This window comes from Fretibacter rubidus (assembly GCF_041429785.1).
Taxonomy (GTDB): domain Bacteria; phylum Pseudomonadota; class Alphaproteobacteria; order Caulobacterales; family Maricaulaceae; genus Fretibacter; species Fretibacter rubidus.
Genome location: NZ_CP163423.1, coordinates 561,030 through 577,371, shown reverse-complemented (window position 1 = coordinate 577,371; position 16,342 = coordinate 561,030). Strand labels below are relative to the sequence as shown.

The 16,342-nt window shown below is 51.7% G+C and carries 16 protein-coding genes; 8 read left to right on the top strand and 8 right to left on the bottom strand.

Annotation, left to right across the window (positions count from 1 at the left end):
- Window positions 1–38 precede the first annotated feature (38 nt).
- From AB6B37_RS02720 to proC, 6 genes are all read left to right on the top strand, one after another.
- A complete protein-coding gene (locus AB6B37_RS02720) occupies window positions 39–503 on the top strand; it encodes a hypothetical protein (RefSeq protein WP_371397370.1) in 465 nt (154 codons plus the stop codon).
- Window positions 504–559: 56 nt separating this feature from the next.
- Window positions 560–1,483: a rhodanese-related sulfurtransferase gene (locus AB6B37_RS02715; protein WP_371397369.1), complete on the top strand. Its 924-nt coding sequence runs from the start codon at window positions 560–562 to the stop codon at window positions 1,481–1,483.
- A gap of 6 nt (window positions 1,484–1,489) precedes the next feature.
- Window positions 1,490–2,110, top strand: a complete 621-nt coding sequence (locus AB6B37_RS02710; protein ID WP_371397368.1) for a glutathione S-transferase — start codon at window positions 1,490–1,492, stop codon at window positions 2,108–2,110.
- A gap of 61 nt (window positions 2,111–2,171) precedes the next feature.
- Window positions 2,172–3,422: a hypothetical protein gene (locus AB6B37_RS02705; RefSeq protein WP_371397367.1), complete on the top strand. Its 1,251-nt coding sequence runs from the start codon at window positions 2,172–2,174 to the stop codon at window positions 3,420–3,422.
- A gap of 514 nt (window positions 3,423–3,936) precedes the next feature.
- Entirely contained in the window at window positions 3,937–4,470 is a 534-nt protein-coding gene (locus AB6B37_RS02700; RefSeq protein WP_371397366.1) for a YbjN domain-containing protein, read from the top strand.
- A gap of 8 nt (window positions 4,471–4,478) precedes the next feature.
- Window positions 4,479–5,306 (top strand): pyrroline-5-carboxylate reductase, encoded by an 828-nt coding sequence (gene proC, locus AB6B37_RS02695; RefSeq protein ID WP_371397365.1) that lies wholly within the window; start codon window positions 4,479–4,481, stop codon window positions 5,304–5,306.
- A 3-nt stretch (window positions 5,307–5,309) separates the two neighbouring features.
- Here the strand turns inward: proC and AB6B37_RS02690 are convergent, their stop codons facing one another.
- Window positions 5,310–6,650: an ATP-binding protein gene (locus AB6B37_RS02690; protein ID WP_371397364.1), complete on the bottom strand. Its 1,341-nt coding sequence runs from the start codon at window positions 6,648–6,650 to the stop codon at window positions 5,310–5,312.
- Window positions 6,651–6,656: 6 nt separating this feature from the next.
- Window positions 6,657–7,379 carry a response regulator gene (locus tag AB6B37_RS02685; RefSeq protein WP_371397363.1) on the bottom strand — a complete coding sequence of 241 codons (723 nt, stop codon included), beginning with the start codon at window positions 7,377–7,379 and terminating at the stop codon, window positions 6,657–6,659.
- A 90-nt stretch (window positions 7,380–7,469) separates the two neighbouring features.
- Between AB6B37_RS02685 and AB6B37_RS02680 the strand changes: the two genes are divergently transcribed.
- Complete coding sequence (locus tag AB6B37_RS02680; protein ID WP_371397362.1) at window positions 7,470–8,384, top strand: branched-chain amino acid aminotransferase; 915 nt, start codon at window positions 7,470–7,472, stop codon at window positions 8,382–8,384.
- Here AB6B37_RS02680 and pgsA read toward each other — a convergent pair.
- Genes pgsA through uvrC form a run of 3 tightly spaced genes read right to left on the bottom strand, consistent with a single transcriptional unit; the run spans window position 8,381 to window position 11,598 of the window.
- Window positions 8,381–9,013, bottom strand: coding sequence for a CDP-diacylglycerol--glycerol-3-phosphate 3-phosphatidyltransferase (gene pgsA / locus AB6B37_RS02675; RefSeq protein ID WP_371397361.1), 633 nt, complete (start codon window positions 9,011–9,013; stop codon window positions 8,381–8,383). The two genes, AB6B37_RS02680 and pgsA, sit on opposite strands and share 4 nt — an antisense overlap.
- A 1-nt stretch (window position 9,014) precedes the next feature.
- Window positions 9,015–9,683 carry a CDP-alcohol phosphatidyltransferase family protein gene (locus tag AB6B37_RS02670; protein ID WP_371397359.1) on the bottom strand — a complete coding sequence of 223 codons (669 nt, stop codon included), beginning with the start codon at window positions 9,681–9,683 and terminating at the stop codon, window positions 9,015–9,017.
- Between the two features lie 22 nt (window positions 9,684–9,705).
- Window positions 9,706–11,598, bottom strand: a complete 1,893-nt coding sequence (uvrC, locus tag AB6B37_RS02665) for an excinuclease ABC subunit UvrC (protein ID WP_371397357.1) — start codon at window positions 11,596–11,598, stop codon at window positions 9,706–9,708.
- A gap of 116 nt (window positions 11,599–11,714) precedes the next feature.
- On the opposite strand from uvrC, the gene AB6B37_RS02660 reads away from it, so the two are divergent.
- On the top strand, window positions 11,715–12,611 hold the full coding sequence (locus AB6B37_RS02660) for a YHYH protein (RefSeq protein ID WP_371397356.1): 897 nt from the start codon (window positions 11,715–11,717) through the stop codon (window positions 12,609–12,611).
- A 45-nt stretch (window positions 12,612–12,656) separates the two neighbouring features.
- Here the strand turns inward: AB6B37_RS02660 and AB6B37_RS02655 are convergent, their stop codons facing one another.
- From AB6B37_RS02655 to AB6B37_RS02645, 3 genes are all read right to left on the bottom strand, one after another.
- Entirely contained in the window at window positions 12,657–13,319 is a 663-nt protein-coding gene (locus AB6B37_RS02655) for a Crp/Fnr family transcriptional regulator (protein WP_371397355.1), read from the bottom strand.
- A gap of 252 nt (window positions 13,320–13,571) precedes the next feature.
- Complete coding sequence (locus AB6B37_RS02650; RefSeq protein ID WP_371397354.1) at window positions 13,572–13,940, bottom strand: DUF2237 family protein; 369 nt, start codon at window positions 13,938–13,940, stop codon at window positions 13,572–13,574.
- A gap of 38 nt (window positions 13,941–13,978) precedes the next feature.
- Entirely contained in the window at window positions 13,979–16,288 is a 2,310-nt protein-coding gene (locus AB6B37_RS02645) for a spermidine synthase (RefSeq protein WP_371397352.1), read from the bottom strand.
- Window positions 16,289–16,342 lie beyond the last annotated feature (54 nt).

Genomic DNA, 16,342 nt, shown 5'->3' with positions numbered 1-16,342 from the left:
CGAAAACAAACATAGTCAAAGCCCAATTGGAGCTCGCTATGACATTTTCACGCCGCCTATCATCCATTATCACGGGCGGATTTTTCGCCGTAATCGTCACAGCTTGCGCGACAACGCCAGACCCTGAAAAAGTTTGCACAGCAGATTGGATTTCAAAACGATCTGACAAAGCCATATCGCGTATCGAGAGTCGGGCGAAACCTGCGCTGAGAAATTTATCAAAAGCGGCTGAAAGCTGGGCACAAGGAAAACAGCCCGGACCGTTCCAACTGATGTCTCTTAATTCTAGCGTCAAAAGCCTAACGCGCGAGTTAGAGACAGGCCAAGGCATGCGGGATTTAAAGATGCTATCGTCCACATGTAATGATCCGGACATTATCAAAAAGGCCATGACGAATGTGATGCGTAAAAACGGGCTTTCAGAACGCATGATTAATTTTGTCGAAGACCTTCCAATGTATGAAAGACTGACGACCACGGATGCCAATACCGCCTTGCGTTAGTCTTCTTTTTCCGCACAATATTGACCTATCGTCAGCGCGGGTGTAGGTGGCGCGCCATGACTATGCCCTCACATTATACTGTCGCTGCGCTTTATCATTTCACGCGGTTAAATGACTTCGCAGATCTGCGCGGCCCCTTACAAGATATGTGTGCGCATCTGGATCTTAACGGCACCATCCTTTTGGCGCGAGAAGGCATCAACGGTACAATCGCGGGGTCCGAGATTGCCATAACAGAGATCATCCGGTTCCTACGCGCCGACCCGCGCCTGTCCTCACTTGATTACAAATTATCACACGCCAGTGATAAGCCGTTTTACCGCATGAAAGTGCGCTTAAAAAAAGAGATTGTGACGCTCGGCGTTGACGGTGTTGACCCGACAGAGACTGTGGGCACCTATGTCGACCCCGATGATTGGAACGCAATTATATCCGACCCAGATGTTGTACTGATTGATACACGCAATGATTATGAGGTCGAAATAGGCACATTTCGCGGTGCGCTGAACCCCAATACGCAAACCTTTCGCGAGTTCCCCGAATGGGTCGCCCAGAATAAAGACACGCTGAAAAAACCCAAAGTCGCCATGTTCTGCACAGGCGGCATCAGATGTGAAAAGGCGAGTTCTTTCATGATGGAAAATGGCTATGACGAGGTTTATCACCTAAAAGGCGGCATCTTGAAATATCTAGAAACCCAGCCCAAAGAAGATAGTCTTTGGGACGGTGCGTGTTTTGTGTTTGACCAACGCGTAGCCGTCGAACATGGGCTAGAAGAATCGCATTATGATCAGTGTTATGCGTGCCGCTATCCAATTACCGAGGCTGATAAAGACCATCCCGCTTATGTTAAAGGCGTGTCTTGCCATCGCTGTCACAATAAAATGAGTGAAGATCAACGCGCACGGTTTGCGGAGCGTCAAAAGCAAATTGCACTCGCCAAGGCGCGCGGCGAAGACCACATCGGGCGAAAGGCCTAGCCCGCCGTGACCGCTGTTCTTTATAGCTTTCGCCGTTGCCCTTATGCCATGCGCGCCCGTATGGCTCTATCGGTGTCAGGTCTTACCTATGAGCACCGCGAAGTCGCCCTGCGCGACAAACCCCAAGCGATGCTCGACGCCTCGCCCAAGGGAACAGTCCCTGTGTTTATCACTCAGGACGGCCGCGTGATTGGCGAGAGTTTGGCCATTGCGCTTTTTGCTCTTGATCATAACGACCCGCATCATTGGTTGGCGAATTTCGACGCTGACTTAGTGGCGTTAAATGACGGCGATTTTAAACATCACCTCGACCGTTATAAATATGCCAGTCGTTACAAAGACGATGCCGCACGCGGTGACATCGACTTATCCCACCGCCAAGCCGCAAGTGTTATATTGGATAATTTAGACGCGCGCCTAGGCAACCACCCCTATCTGTCAGGGAACAATCAAAGTTTTACAGATATTGCTATTTTTCCGTTCATTCGCCAATTCGCTGCCGTAGAACCTGATTGGTTCAACGCCAGATTTCCAACTTTATCAATCTGGTTAACCCGCCATGTCGAAAGCGACTTATTTAAAAAGATTATGAAAAAACACGCGCTTTGGTCAGACGCACAGGATTAGTCGGTTAAGCGACCTGACATTCAGACTGGCCTGATAAGAGAAAGCGCCGTAAACTATGCTCATGCGGTTATTTATCTTAATCATAGCGATTGTTGCGCTGTTCTTGCCGCGACCTGTTTCTGCGCAAGACACGCCTGATTACGGTGCCATAATCCGCGATATTATTCAAAACGGTCCCATTGCTCCAAGCCCCGCGCCTGCAACGGGTCACGCCAGCACTATACCCGTAAGCCTCGTTTTTGATCTGCCCCCAGGGACGCTCAGCCCTCAATTAATCATCACCGCAACAGGGGAAGACAACACCCCTTTGAGCGAGCTTCGCCTCACAATAGACGGACTGGTTTCCCCCCTGCGCCTATCACTATATACGCCACCACGTGTGCAAACCAACCGTAGCTTTGTCATGCTAAAAGCCCGCATCGTTGATACAGACGGCATCACACTGTCTCGCACGGCGTCTGACATAATGCATACCAGCGGCACGGCGCAGCTCCGTTTGATCAACCAAGTCCCGCCGTCTGAAACGCCAGGCCCCATTTCGGCGCTAGAGACGGTGCAAGGTAGCGTAAAGTTAACAGATGCAAGCGACTTATTCCAAGGCGCAATTTTGCATGTAGAATTGATTGAAGCGGGACTAGCGGGCGGACGCGGCAATCCCGTCAAAGGAAAAGTCTCTGTGCCAATAGACAGCGCGGAAAGCCAAACAAACGGCACAGTGCAATTTGCCTTTGACTACGGTGTTCCACTGGGCGGGTTTAAAATGCCGCTGGGTCTAAAGGCTTATGTGACCGATTGGGCAGGTCGTACGACCCATGTTATGCCCAACCGCGAAGAGTTCACAGGCCCCGACAAAGATTACAGACTGACCCTTGACCGTATCCGAACGGGATCTGAGGTCGAGCCCTTTAATATTGTTAGTGATAATGCCCCTATCGCCGTGCCGCCCCAAACAAATGCGTCCGCAATAACCGCTCTGCCCCCTGTTATGATAATATCGGGTGAAGCGACCTTCCCTGCTTTTCGCGGCCTCCCTCGCGGTGCCGTTTTGACCGTCGAGCTTTGGCAGCGTATGGACGGCGTCGATACACAGGTCATATCACGACGGGCAATAGTGCTAGACGGCTTATCGGGCGACGTCGCCTTTACCCTGCCGCCCGCACGAGCAACCGCTGATCCTGCCCGCATAGACCCTGACATGTGGTTAGGCGGACGTATCACCAGCCAAGAGGGTGTGGTCTTGTTTGAAACAAACGGGCAATCTGTACTCGGCGATACAACGCGATTAGTGCTCACCGCTACGCCGCAATACTAGGCCCCAACATTACCAAAATATAAGCTAGATAAACGCAATATAACGACCGCGTTCAGCAAAGGTTCAATGCCGTTTGCTATATACAGTCTGCGTGCGTCCCAAATACGACGTGCTTTCTTGCTCTCTCCCCCTGGGCCAGAATGAAACGCACGACCACTTTCCGGTCAGGCCGCTTGGGATTTATCCTTTGGCCCGTATAACACGCAGCAAGGCGGTGTTTGTTTTGGTTTTCTCTCTCTCTTTAACCAAAACAACGCCGCTTTGTCTTTTTATGTTTACAAATATGCTTGAGCACAGCGAGGGCGGTCGTGTTTTTAATCGCGGAAAAGTGACGCGCCCAGCCAGCGGTCTGGATAAAGTAAGTTAAGGGGTAACTATCCCTCTCCACACCCCATCCACAGCTAAAACGCTCTAAACCTAGTTATACACAAGGCGGTTTCACACTATATCTTGTAATTACGTCCTGATTTCGTAGCCTTATATCAAGAATAAAATAAGAATCGGTGGGATAGCGATGAATATTGCAGATACACGCTGCGTAAGACCCAATCCCGGGCTACATACATCAAATGCCATGCGGGCCAACCCGCTGGATGTGTTTGAGCGTATCGCCCTCGCCGAGCATTATGATTTTGAGAGGGTCAATGAGCAGGAAATCCACCTATCGGTGCCCGGCCATTGGACAGATCATGATATTTCGCTGACGTGGAATGCATCCACCGAAGCCGTGCAGCTTTTCCTCATCTTTGAAGGTCGCATTCCGGGGGGTCGCACAGACGATATCTGCCGCCTCATGAGCCTGATTAATGAACGTCTTGCCGCGGGGCATTTTGATTTTTGGAATAAAAATATGGCGCTGGTTTACCGCAACGCGCTATCCCTGCGCGGTGGGGCAACTCTACGCACAGAACAAGCCCTTGACCTTGTCGCGCTTGCACTCGACGCGGCAGAACGCGGGTACCCGGCATCGCAATATGTTATTTGGGCAGGCAAAAGCCCCGAAGATGCCCTAACGGCAGCGCTCGTTGATTTAGCCGCAGGAGCATAGAGCACATAATGACCGTTGAGCATTATCTTGTAATTGGTGCAGGCCGTATGGGCGGCGCACTATTAAAAGGCTGGCTTGCTGACCCCGTTAGCGGCGTTGTCGCAGACCGCTTAATGATTATCGACCCTCACCCCGGTGATGATGCGCGCAACGCGATTACCAGCGGGGCAGTGCATTTGGACGCGACCGCATCTGATATCGGGAAAAAATTGGCGAAGGTGCAAACAATTTTACTCGCTATTAAGCCCCAAGGCTTTGCCGAGATTGCCCCCATAATCGCCCCGCATTTACCGCAAGGCGCCTTGGTCATTTCCATTTTAGCCGGCACAGCCATGGATAGCCTGCGACGCGCGTTCCCTAACCAACACGTTATCCGCGCTATGCCCAATACACCCGCCGCGATTGGCGCGGGCATCACAGCGTTTACTTGCGATAACGGCGTATCAGAGCGCCAACAGCGCACAGCAGAGCGCCTCTTGAAAGCTGGCGGAACGGTTCACGCGGTGGATAGTGAGCACCTGATTGATGTTGTCACGGCTGTATCGGGATCTGGCCCCGCCTATGTCTTTCACATGGTCGAAGCCTTAGAAGCCGCCGCGATTAAAATTGGATTGCCCGAAACTATCGCGGGCGATTTTGCGCGCCAGACGATTGTTGGCGCGGGGGCGCTTCTGGACCGTTCTAGCCTATCCGCATCTGAGCTTCGCCAAGCCGTAACATCGCCGGGCGGCACAACCCAAGCTGCACTTGATGTGCTGATGCCAGAACTGCCGCCTATCATGCGCGAAACGGTCAAAGCGGCCTTAAAACGCGCGAAAGAACTCGCCGAAAAATAGCGCCTAAACTGGCAGGATAATCGTTGCGCAAAGTCCGCCCATGTCAGATCGAGACAGACGCAGCGACCCGCCGTGACTTTGGATAATATCGCGCGTAATAGACAAGCCCAGCCCCACGCCTTCGATATTTTGATTGCGCGCGGGATCAAGGCGGCTGAACGGCTTTAGGGCTTCGACATAATTGTCATCAGAGATACCGGGGCCGTCATCTTCAACCCTTATCAATACATTTTGGTCTGCGGCCTCTGCACTAACGCGGCACTTATCGCCAAATTTCTGTGCGTTACTAATTAAATTTGCGATTGCGCGCTCTAGCGCTACAGGCTTGATGGCGGCGACGGGATCACCCAGAATGGAGAGGCGCGGCGCGGGTGTGTATTTTTCAACAAGTCCTTTTAAATATGGCTCAAGCGATGTTTGCACCGCACTCTCACCCGTCAAGCCGCGCGCAAAATCTAAATAACCATCAAGCATATTTTCCATGTCTTTGACGTCGCGCTTGGCGGCGTCAGTTTCCTCATTTACGTCTTGTAATGCCAAATGTAGTTTAAGACGTGTGAGCGGTGTACGTAGATCATGGGAAACACCGGCCAAAAATACAGTCCGTTGATCAATATGGCGGGAAATACGGCGGCGCATTTTTAAAAAGGACTGCCCCGCCAATCGTACTTCTGATGCCCCGCTGGGTTTAAACCCTGAAATATTTTGCCCGCGCCCAAACCTGTCCGCCGCTTCGGATAATTCTTTAATCGGGCGCGCTTGGTTGCGAATAAATATTATCGAGACCAAGGTCAAAAGCACAGTTGCGGTCAATAGCCAAAAGATAAAAACAAAGCCTGTCGGGGCAAATACACGTTCACGGGCGGCGATAAACCGAAGCACATCATCATCCACCTGGACACGAATATCGATGTGGTTGGGATAGCGTGTCGTATCAAACCAAAACGGGTCAGTCAGGCTTTGGTTCAGCGCGCGGCGCAGCGTTTTATCCAGCGCGCTAAAAAAACTCGCGCGTTGGCTTGTCGGTAGGCTCTCACCCATTTCCAGCGCGACAGCTAGTTCCATGTTTGGGCGCAACATATTATCCAGCCGCTCGGCTCGTTCCGCCCCTGGCGACTGTTTATAAAGCTCTACTGCGACGGATACATCGGCGGCAACGCTGTCTGATAAGCTAGCTGTGACTGTGTCCCAATGGGCGTTAAAGAAAAAATAGGCGACCGCGATTTGCATCACCGCGATCGGCAAAATGATAATAAGTATCGCGCGTCCGAACAGGCTTTTGGGCAAAATCCGCTTTATCTGCGGGCTAAGGCCGTTGGGGACTAAGGTCGCGCGCTTGCTCATGACGGCTTAAGCGTCTGGACTATCAGTGACGAGGCGGTAGCCCTGCCCCCGCACAGTCAAAAGGTAATCCGGCTCTGATGGGGTATCTTCGATTTTACGGCGAAGGCGCGTCATCTGCACATCAACGGCGCGTTCGGATTGCGCATTTATCGTCTCTGATAATGCATGGCGAGAGACGGCAACCCCAGCGCGGCGCGCGAGCATTGTCAGCATCACTTCTTCGCCTGTGGTCAGCTTGACGCGATCCCCATTCTTGGCCAGCAGTTGGCGGTCCAAATCAAATATATAAGGCCCAAAGCTAACTTGAGAGGCGGGAGCCGTCGTGCCGATACGGCGAAAAATGGCATCAATGCGCAGGACAAGCTCTTCTGGTTCAAACGGCTTTGGCAAGTAATCATCCGCACCCGTCTTCAGACCCTCGATACGGTCATCCGCTTCTCCCCGCGCGGTTAGCAATATCACAGGAATATCGTCGCTTTCGCGCAAGGTCCGGGTAAATTCAAAACCTGTTTCGCCCGGCATCATCACGTCAACGATAAGCAAATCAAAGGCTAATGTGCCCATTAATTGCCGCGCTTCGGTTGTATTGCCGACGGTCGAGACACGAAAGCCGCGCTTGCCGAGATAGCTGCGCAGTAAGCTTCTGATGCGGTCATCATCATCCACGACTAGCAGGTGAATATCTTGATGATCCATTATATCGCTGCTCTGTCCGATGGTTTGGGCCATTTTGGTTTCTCAAAGTTATTTAATAAGCGCGAATACGCATTGTTGCGTTGACATAAAATGCCATTTTGCAACAATGGCCTGAAAAGAGGCATGCGGCAAGCTCTGCCGTTAAACGCGAGAAACATCATGATTGAAAAAGCCTATCACGACCGCGATGGTCAGATTTGGATTGACGGCGAATTTGTCGATTGGCGCGAGGCGAAAGTTCACGTGCTGACACACTCGCTTCATTACGGCTCTGCTGTGTTTGAAGGCAACCGTGCCTATGAGGGCGAAATATTTCGCCTGACAGACCATAGCCAGCGCCTCGTCAATTCAGCTGAATTTATGGGGTTTGAAATTCCGTTTACGCGCGACCAAATTGATGAGGCCTGCCGCGAAACGCTGGCCAAGACAGAACTCGGCGATGCCTATCTTCGCCCCTTTGCGTGGCGCGGATCGGACATGATGGGTGTTGCGTCAAAGAACAACCGTATCCATTTGGGCGTCGCAGCGTGGCATTGGGGCAATTATTTCCCTGATAAAATGAAAGGCATCCGCCTGACCATTTCCAAATGGAAGCGCCCTGCCCCTGATACAATCCCTTGTAAATCCAAAGGCGCAGGCCTGTATATGATTTGTACATTATCCAAAGACTCCGCCTCTGCTGCGGGATATGATGATGCATTGATGTATGATTACAAAGGCCGCGTCGCTGAATGCACGGGCGCACATATTTTCTTTATCCGTGACGGGGAAATTCACACGCCGACGAATGATATTTTGCTAGACGGCATCACCCATGACACGGTCATCAAACTCGCCGCCAAGCGCGGCTACACAGTCTATAAACGCGATATATATCCCACAGAGATGCCGCATTTCACTGAGTGTTTTATTGTCGGGACAGCGGCCGAGATTACCCCAGTTCGCGAAATTGCGGGACAAGATTACACAGTGGGTGACATCACGAAAACATTGGCCGCAGATTACGACGCGCTGGTACGAGGTAAAATTGCGCTTTAGCTATCCGCGACTTTTGCCAAGGCTGCGCGCAAATAAAGCGACCCTGTATAGACAGACAGAATGGCCGCTATCCATATCAGGGTCAGGCCAATTATGCCGCTATATTCCACAAGGGCGGGGATAAAGCTATCAACGGGCAGTAATGCACGGCTGGATAACCAGACCAGCAACACCAAAAGGCCCAGCATTTCACAGGCTGTTTTATATTTCGCGAGCTTTGTCGGCGGCATGACACGACCCGACAGCGCGGCGTGTTCGCGCGCACCTGAGACCAAAATATCACGTCCGATAATCGCCATGGCGGGCACCATCAAAACCCATGTGCCTTCTGTCACGATACAAAGCGCGATAAGCACAGCCGCAACCAATAGCTTATCCGCAATCGGATCAATCATACGCCCAAAATCGGATACCAGCCCCCACCGCCGGGCGAGAAATCCGTCCAGAAAATCTGTAATCATTGCCAAAACAAACAAGCCAATAACAAAAAGAGGTTTGCCAAAGCCGCTAAGACTGCCCTCGCCCATCAACAACACACCTGCGATTAAAACGGGAATAGAGGCAATACGGCCGAGCGTTAGTGCATTCGGCACCCAATAAAGGGCATGGCGAGTGGGCTCTGTGGTCATATTATGCTGTCTTGTTTTTAGGCATGCGCAATAGCTTAATGCCTGTCAGGACAGATATAATAGCCGCAATCCAAAGCATCCCTTGGGCGAACATCCAGACACCCGCAGAATTAGATCCGTAAACGGCCATCAAATCCGCATCCGCGGTCGTCAGACTGTTGAGCCATGCCGTAATCCACGGCGAGGCCAATAGTGTACAAACAGCGATAAAAGTAAGCGTATTTTTGAGAGACAACCATTTGGTTGATGGCCAGCCGTAGCGGGAAAACTCATAGCCCTTTACAAGTCCCACAATCACTTCGCGCGCAATAAGCACTACAACGGGCACTGCAAAAGCCCAACCCATCAGGCCCGCTTCATTTATCACACACGCCAGCGCGATAAGCGTGCCGATGATCAGCACGAGATCGGCAATATCGTCAAACCAACCAAACTGGCGGTGAACTGACTTTTTCGATCCCCCAATAATATCATCTAGGAAGTCTGTGACGGCAGCGACGATAAACAAACTGGTTGCCAGGACAGCTGGCGCAAGGTCGGGCCATCCCATTTTGATAATTACAAACATAACAATCGGGGTCAGCAGAAAACGGATAAGGGTCAGACCATCCGCAAAGGCTCCACCCATTTTTGACGGTGTCATGTCAGACGTATCGCTAGACTCATTCATGCCAGCCCTATTCGTGCCAACCTCATTCGTGGAAATATTCATAAATCACATTGGCCAGTGTTTCGCTGACCCCCTCTACACTTGCAAGCTCCCCGCGCGAGGCGGATTTGACAGCCTTGGCCGACCCAAATCGGGCGAGCAGAGCCCGTTTACGCCCCGGCCCCACTCCTGCAATACCATCAAGCGGGTTTGACTTCATCTGTTTTTTACGGCGCGCGCGATGTGTGCCAATCGCAAATCTGTGGGCTTCGTCGCGTAGGCGTTGCAAATAATACAGCACAGGCGTGCGCGGCGGCAGGGTGAAATCCGCGCGCCCGTTCATGTAAAACGTCTCTCGTCCCGCATTTCTGTCGGGGCCCTTGGCAATACCAACGAGTGTGACGCGGTCCAGCGCCCCAATCTCTAAAAGCGTATCCGTCACCACAGATAGCTGCCCTTTGCCACCGTCGATTAACACCAAATCAGGCCAGGCTAGGCTATCATCTTTCATCAGGCGAGAGAACCGCCGCCGAAAGACTTCGCGCATCATGGCGTAATCATCACCAGGCGCGGTGTCTAAATCCTTGATATTAAAAGTGCGGTAATCGCGTTTCGTAAAGCCGTCAGGGCCCGCGACAATGAACGCCCCAATGGCATTGGTGCCTTGGATATGGCTGTTATCATAGACCTCTATGCGCTCTGGCGGCGCGTCCATATCAAATGTGTCTTGTAGCCCCGCCATCAACTTGGCTTGGCTGGCGCTTTCGGCCTGTTTGCGCGCGAGTGCCTCTTCAGCATTTTTCACGGCCCGGTCAATCAGCAGTTTTTTCTCGCCGCGTTTGGGGGCGGTCACCTCAATCTTGCGGCCAGCGCTTTCTGATAAAGCTTGTTCTAAGAGGTCTTTGCTCGGGACATCTTCTGATGTGAAGACATATTTCGGGATGGGTTTATTAGTGTAAAATTGCGCAATAAAGGCATCCATAATTTGCGCAGGCAGCTCATCCTTGCCGTGACGCGGGAAGAAGCTGTGATTGCCCCAGTTTTGACCCGCGCGGAAAAAGAACACTTGAATACAGCTTTGCCCGCCCGCGCTATAAATTCCAATCACGTCACCATCGGAAAATGTGCTGGGGTTAATCGTGCTACCAGAGCCGCTGACATAGGTCAGGGCGCGGATACGGTCACGGAGCTCGGCCGCTTTTTCAAAATTCATCGCCTGACTGGCAGCTTGCATTTGGTCCGTCAGCTTGACGCGCAACTTATCCGACCGTCCGCGCAAAAAATCCTGCGCCTCATCAATCAACTCATTATAATCAGGAATAGATATTTCACCCGTGCACGGCGCGGCGCAGCGTTTAATCTGGTGCTGCATACAGGGGCGTGTGCGGCTCGCGTAAATACTATCGGAGCAATTGCGAAGGCGAAACGCGCGTTGCAAAGTGTCTAGCGTCCGGTTCACTGCACCTGCACTGGCAAAGGGGCCGTAATAATCGCCTTTAATATTGCGCGCCCCACGGTGTTTGGTCACTTGGGCGGCGGGATGGTCTTTGCGCACAAGGATATAGGGAAAGCTTTTATCATCCCGCAGCAAGATATTATAGCGCGGTTTAAGCCGCTTAATCAGCGATGCCTCCAGCAGTAACGCCTCGGTCTCGGTCTCGGTCACGACAAATTCCATCGTCCGGGTCGCGCGGATCATACGCTGCAGGCGCACAGGATGGCGGTAATATTGCGTATAGGCCGATACGCGTTTTTTTAAATCTTTGGCCTTGCCCACATAAAGCACGGCCCCGTGCTCATCAAACATGCGGTAAACCCCGGGCCGCCCAGGCAAGCGTTTCACGTAATCCGCAATCACCTTATTTCCGCGTAGGGGCTTCGCCTCGCCGCTATCGGGCGCCGTCAAATCAGGGTTATGGGAATCAGGTGTCTGCACAGACTTAAGGTAGGGGGTCTAAGCGAGTGACGCTAGGGCTAAGGCAATTTTGAAATTTCCCCGAAGGATTTTTACGGCTGTGTCGTTTACAATATGTAACCGTTATAGAAAGCATCATGCCCATGTTCAACAAACGCCCCGACAATCAATCGCCTGTCAATACAATCAAAAACATAACACATGTACTTTTAGCGTGTTTGTTTGTCCCTCCCGTATCGATTGCCTTTGCCGATGAAACATCAGGTCATCACCATCATAGTGAAGCACAGATGACGATCACGGATACGCAAAGATGCTTTCAGGCTAACGGCTTACCCAACCACCCAACAGGACAGTTTCCTAATCGAGGTAATCCCAACGCCATTGAAAAACAAAATGTGAATGTGTGCGTACCCTTAGTGCCGCAAAAACAAGAGACCCTCACGCCAATTCGAGGCACTGTTGGCATCGCGTTAAATGGCGTGCAATTCCGCCCAAATACAGCAGGTTTTTGGGATGCCGATGCGCGGCGTGGCCACAGTCCGAATGGAGACCGCAATTGGAGTCTGGACATTCACGGGGCACCAGGAAAGTTAGGCTTAGACTTTAATAATGCGCATGTTGGTCGGGGCGGGCTGTATCACTATCACGGCATCGCTGAAAGTTTGGCAACAGATCACAATAGCCTCATCGGTTATGCGGGGGATGGATTTGAAATTCACTACCTTGGAGCAAAAATGCAATCAGGTTGGGATTTAAAAACAGGAGAGCGCCCATCTGGCCCCGGTGGGCGCTATGACGGGACATATAACGAGGATTATGTATTTACTGGCGGCGAGGACCGATTAGATGAATGTAATGGCGGCTTTTTGGAGGGGCGCTATGTTTACTTTATCACCGACAGCTACCCTTTTGTAGCCCGGTGCCTTTACGGAACTGTGAGCGCTGACTTCAATCGGGCGCGACATGGGGCTGAAGCCAGAGGAAGCAGAGGGCAAGGGAGAGGACGCCGCGACCGCTCCCGCCGCCAATAATACTCGTTATTCATTAGAGGGACGGGCTTATTTCAAGCAAAGACGTTACCCCTCCGACCTCGCCTCCAGCGCGGCTTTATCCAGCACAATAAATTGCCGTCCTTTTTTCTTCACACTACCCGCCTCAATGAGCGTCGAGATGTGGCGCGAGACGGTTTCGCGTTTCGCGTTGATGCGCTCCGCCAGCGCTGTGACGGTCAGGTCACGTGCGACGGGATAGCCACCGTCTGCGTTTGGTTTTTCACTCGCTTGGCGGAGCAGCTCGGCGCAAATACGCGCGGGAATATCCAGCGCGATGCGTTCATTAGAATAAAGCGTCGTCGTTTGTAGCCGCGCGACCATGTCTTTGAGGAAATAGAGCGCAAGCCCTGGTTCAGCCTCTAGCGCTGCTAGGAAATGCGCTTGGGGTAAGATACCGATACGGGACGGGGCGAGCGTCACCACACTCGCGCTGCGGCTGGCACCGCTTATCGCAGCCATTTCGCCGAATGTATAACCCTCTGACAGGGCGGCGTGCCAGACCTCCTTGCCATTGGTATGAAACGAGGTCACTTTGACCTTGCCCGACAGGATAAAATAGACTTGAGCACTGTCGTCTTTTTCGATGATAATCGTTTCTTTAGCGCCGTAATCACGCACACGGATATGCTCGCGTATAATTGCGCTACCGCTTATTGTTGATGGAAAGTGTATAAAGTCGTCAGCCATAAGTCGTGTTACCCTGATTTTTGCTTACGCGTAAAATAATTAAAGTAATTTCACCTGACCGTGACGGGAGTCACAGATTTAACCGTGCGCGTTGTGTTAATCTGTGATTGGGAACGCGATGTGATGATATGCACGGGGCGCATAGGCCAATGGCTCTCCTCATGAATAACAGAGGCCAAGGCAAACACGTATCGCTTATCCCCGACACGGGGCGTGTCATTGGCCTGCTGCTAACGCGGCGGGCCAAAGACGTTAAACCGCAAACTCGCGCAGCGTCTCTAGCGGCACACGTTCCAATGCAATTTCGTGAGTAGACTCTAGTACCACATTGGGCGCAGCCCCTGCTGCGTGGGCTTGGCGCCAACGGTCAAGGCATAGACACCAGCGGTCGCCAGGATTTAGTCCCGCAAAGCGGTATTCAGGTCGCGGCGTGGACAGGTCATTGCCAACCGCTTGGGAGAATTTCAAAAAGGCGTCCGTCATAACAGCGCAAACAATATGCCGCCCTGCATCCGTTGGACCCGTTTCGCAACAGCCGTCACGGTAATATCCTGTTAGCGGGTCAAAACTACACGGGACAAGCGGATCGCCCAGCACATTATTTGAATTTTTAAAGCTCATTCATAGAGACTAAACTGCGGTTATGAGCCTCGCAATCCCTATTTTTGCGTGGCCGTGACGGCAGCTTCCCTCGCAGCTTTTTCAGCCTTTAAGCGGCTTTTCGCGCGCATGGTGGCAACGACATTGGAATAATCATCGGACCATAAAGCGACGTCTTCGCTTGGCGTCATGACCGTCCAGCGGGCATCAAAGTTACTAAGCGCGGACATCTGCGCCTCTGTGCCAATCATCACGGCAGAACTTGTTGATTGAAAATCCTGATAGGGTTCACCGTCAAAATCATTTTTGAAAAAGTGCCGCGCGCTTAGGCCTGCGTCTTCGGCCAAACGGATGACGAGGCTGTCGACATCCAGCATACGGTTAGATGTATGAAAGAACACAACACCCGTGTCTTTTAACCGAGAGCGGTAGAGTGCGAAGGCTTCGCGTGTCACCAAATGCGCTGGAATTGAATTAGACGAAAACGCATCCACGACAATGTAATCTTGGGATTTGGGCGCAAGGTCTCCGATTTTTAAACGGGCATCCCCCGTGACAATATCAGAGCCATAAGAGCAATCTTGAATATAACTAAAATATTTTGGGTTACGCGCCATATCGACAACGGCTTGGTCAATTTCGTAATATGTCCAATTATCCGTTGGACGCTCGTAACAGGCCATTGCCCCAGCGCCCAGCCCAATCATGGCAACCGATAAATCACCCTGCGGGGTTAAACTCCGCGCAAATTGCATACCGATATCAAAGCTATTATCCGCCGCGTAATAAGCCAGCGGCACGGTGGACAGGCCGTCGTCTTGTAATTGATAATTATGCACCGTGTCGCCGTGGATAAATTTATGCACGGTACCGTACTCGGACGCCTCGGCCTTGACCGTTAACAGACTAAAGAAAGAGCGGTCTTGGAATAGCTTTGGCAACGCCAGACCTGGCAACAGCAGAGCCAAGCCAAAGACGAGCGATATATCCATGACCAACACACGGGGCGAGGCTTGAGTGAGCATCCGCAGACCAAAGAAAAAGGCGCACCCCGCCGCGATGATAGCGACTTTGGCAGGCTGGCCTATTACCGTTAAAACCAATGCAATAACAGCCGTCCCCAAAGTAAGCGCGAGTAATTTGCCTTTAAGCGAGAAGGAAACAGACTCGATTTTAGAAACACGCAGCACGACTAAATAGGACAAGATTAAAACGATGAGATATTCATAAATCCCGTTAAATACGACAGGCGCCAGTAGCGCGTTAAACATGCCGCCCAAAACACCGCCGACAGACATCCAGATATAGAACTCGGTTAGATGTGAGGTATTGGGGCGATCCTCTACAAGGCGTGAATGACAAGCCAGTGAGATAATGAAATAGGCGGAGAGGCTGACCCCGATAGAGAGCAACACATTGGCTTTATAATAAAACCCGAAAAATAAAGACGCCATAATCGCGAATGCGGCAACATATCCCAAATGCTTTGACCCAATCGGCGGGTTTTTGGCAAAGGCGATCACAAAGGTGAGCAAATAAAGCGCCAAGGGCATGACCCACAAAAACGGGGTCGAAGCAATGTTATTGGTCATATGGCTGGTCACGCCGAGCATCAGGCTGGACGGTATAAAGGCCAAGAATATCCAGAATAGGCGTCGATTAATTGTCACCACACCACGGCTTGTTTCTTGCTCTGTGGTTTGTGAGGTCACTGTCGCTTGGTTACGAAAGGCCGTGATGCCCGCCCCCACAATAATGACCATCAAAAGTCCGTATCCCACCGCCCAGAGGGCCGTTTGTTCGCCCACGCGCAAGGCGGGTTCAAAGACAATCGGATAGAGGAGTAACGAGAGTAAGCTGCCCGCATTGCTGGCGGCATAGAGGAAATAGGGGTCTTGGGCATCTTTATGATCGACGCGGCTAAACCACCGTTGCAAAAGCGGTGCATTGGCGGAAATGGCAAAAAATGGTGCGCCTACGGATATCCCAAACAGACCGATTAACCAAAGCGACTGTGCGCCCCCGTCAGGCGGGGTCCAACCTTGGGCAATGGATAACGGCAGAAAGAAACAGCCCAGCCCCAACACCGCCATATGTATGATAATCTGCGCCTTTAGCGGCAGATATTTGGTAATAACATGCGCATAGATATAACCCAGCAGTAACACCGCCTGAAAGAATACCATGGCGGTATTCCAAACATTGGACGACCCACCTAGGAGCGGCAAAACCAGCTTGGTGAACATCGGTTGCACAGAAAACAGCAATACGGCGCTCAGTAAGATTGCCAGCGTAAATACTGAAATCATGGCCAGAGCCGATTGCTTTTGCCGGTCCTTAGACCCCAGCGTCACGCTAATATCTGTCATCACACACCCATTTATCTTTTAGAAGGTGTGTAAAGGAAGATGATAAAAAACTGA

Excerpts from the sequence above, each read along its gene's own strand:
- AB6B37_RS02720 (WP_371397370.1), top strand. The coding sequence starts at position 39 with ATGACATTTTCACGCCGCCTATCATCCATTATCACGGGCGGATTTTTC.
- AB6B37_RS02715 (WP_371397369.1), top strand. The coding sequence starts at position 560 with ATGACTATGCCCTCACATTATACTGTCGCTGCGCTTTATCATTTCACG.
- AB6B37_RS02705 (WP_371397367.1), top strand. The coding sequence starts at position 2,172 with ATGCGGTTATTTATCTTAATCATAGCGATTGTTGCGCTGTTCTTGCCG.
- AB6B37_RS02700 (WP_371397366.1), top strand. The coding sequence starts at position 3,937 with ATGAATATTGCAGATACACGCTGCGTAAGACCCAATCCCGGGCTACAT.
- proC (WP_371397365.1), top strand. The coding sequence starts at position 4,479 with ATGACCGTTGAGCATTATCTTGTAATTGGTGCAGGCCGTATGGGCGGC.
- AB6B37_RS02690 (WP_371397364.1), bottom strand. The coding sequence starts at position 6,650 with ATGAGCAAGCGCGCGACCTTAGTCCCCAACGGCCTTAGCCCGCAGATA.
- AB6B37_RS02685 (WP_371397363.1), bottom strand. The coding sequence starts at position 7,379 with ATGGCCCAAACCATCGGACAGAGCAGCGATATAATGGATCATCAAGAT.
- AB6B37_RS02680 (WP_371397362.1), top strand. The coding sequence starts at position 7,470 with ATGCGGCAAGCTCTGCCGTTAAACGCGAGAAACATCATGATTGAAAAA.
- pgsA (WP_371397361.1), bottom strand. The coding sequence starts at position 9,013 with ATGACCACAGAGCCCACTCGCCATGCCCTTTATTGGGTGCCGAATGCA.
- AB6B37_RS02670 (WP_371397359.1), bottom strand. The coding sequence starts at position 9,683 with ATGAATGAGTCTAGCGATACGTCTGACATGACACCGTCAAAAATGGGT.
- AB6B37_RS02660 (WP_371397356.1), top strand. The coding sequence starts at position 11,715 with ATGCCCATGTTCAACAAACGCCCCGACAATCAATCGCCTGTCAATACA.
- AB6B37_RS02655 (WP_371397355.1), bottom strand. The coding sequence starts at position 13,319 with ATGGCTGACGACTTTATACACTTTCCATCAACAATAAGCGGTAGCGCA.
- AB6B37_RS02650 (WP_371397354.1), bottom strand. The coding sequence starts at position 13,940 with ATGAGCTTTAAAAATTCAAATAATGTGCTGGGCGATCCGCTTGTCCCG.
- AB6B37_RS02645 (WP_371397352.1), bottom strand. The coding sequence starts at position 16,288 with ATGACAGATATTAGCGTGACGCTGGGGTCTAAGGACCGGCAAAAGCAA.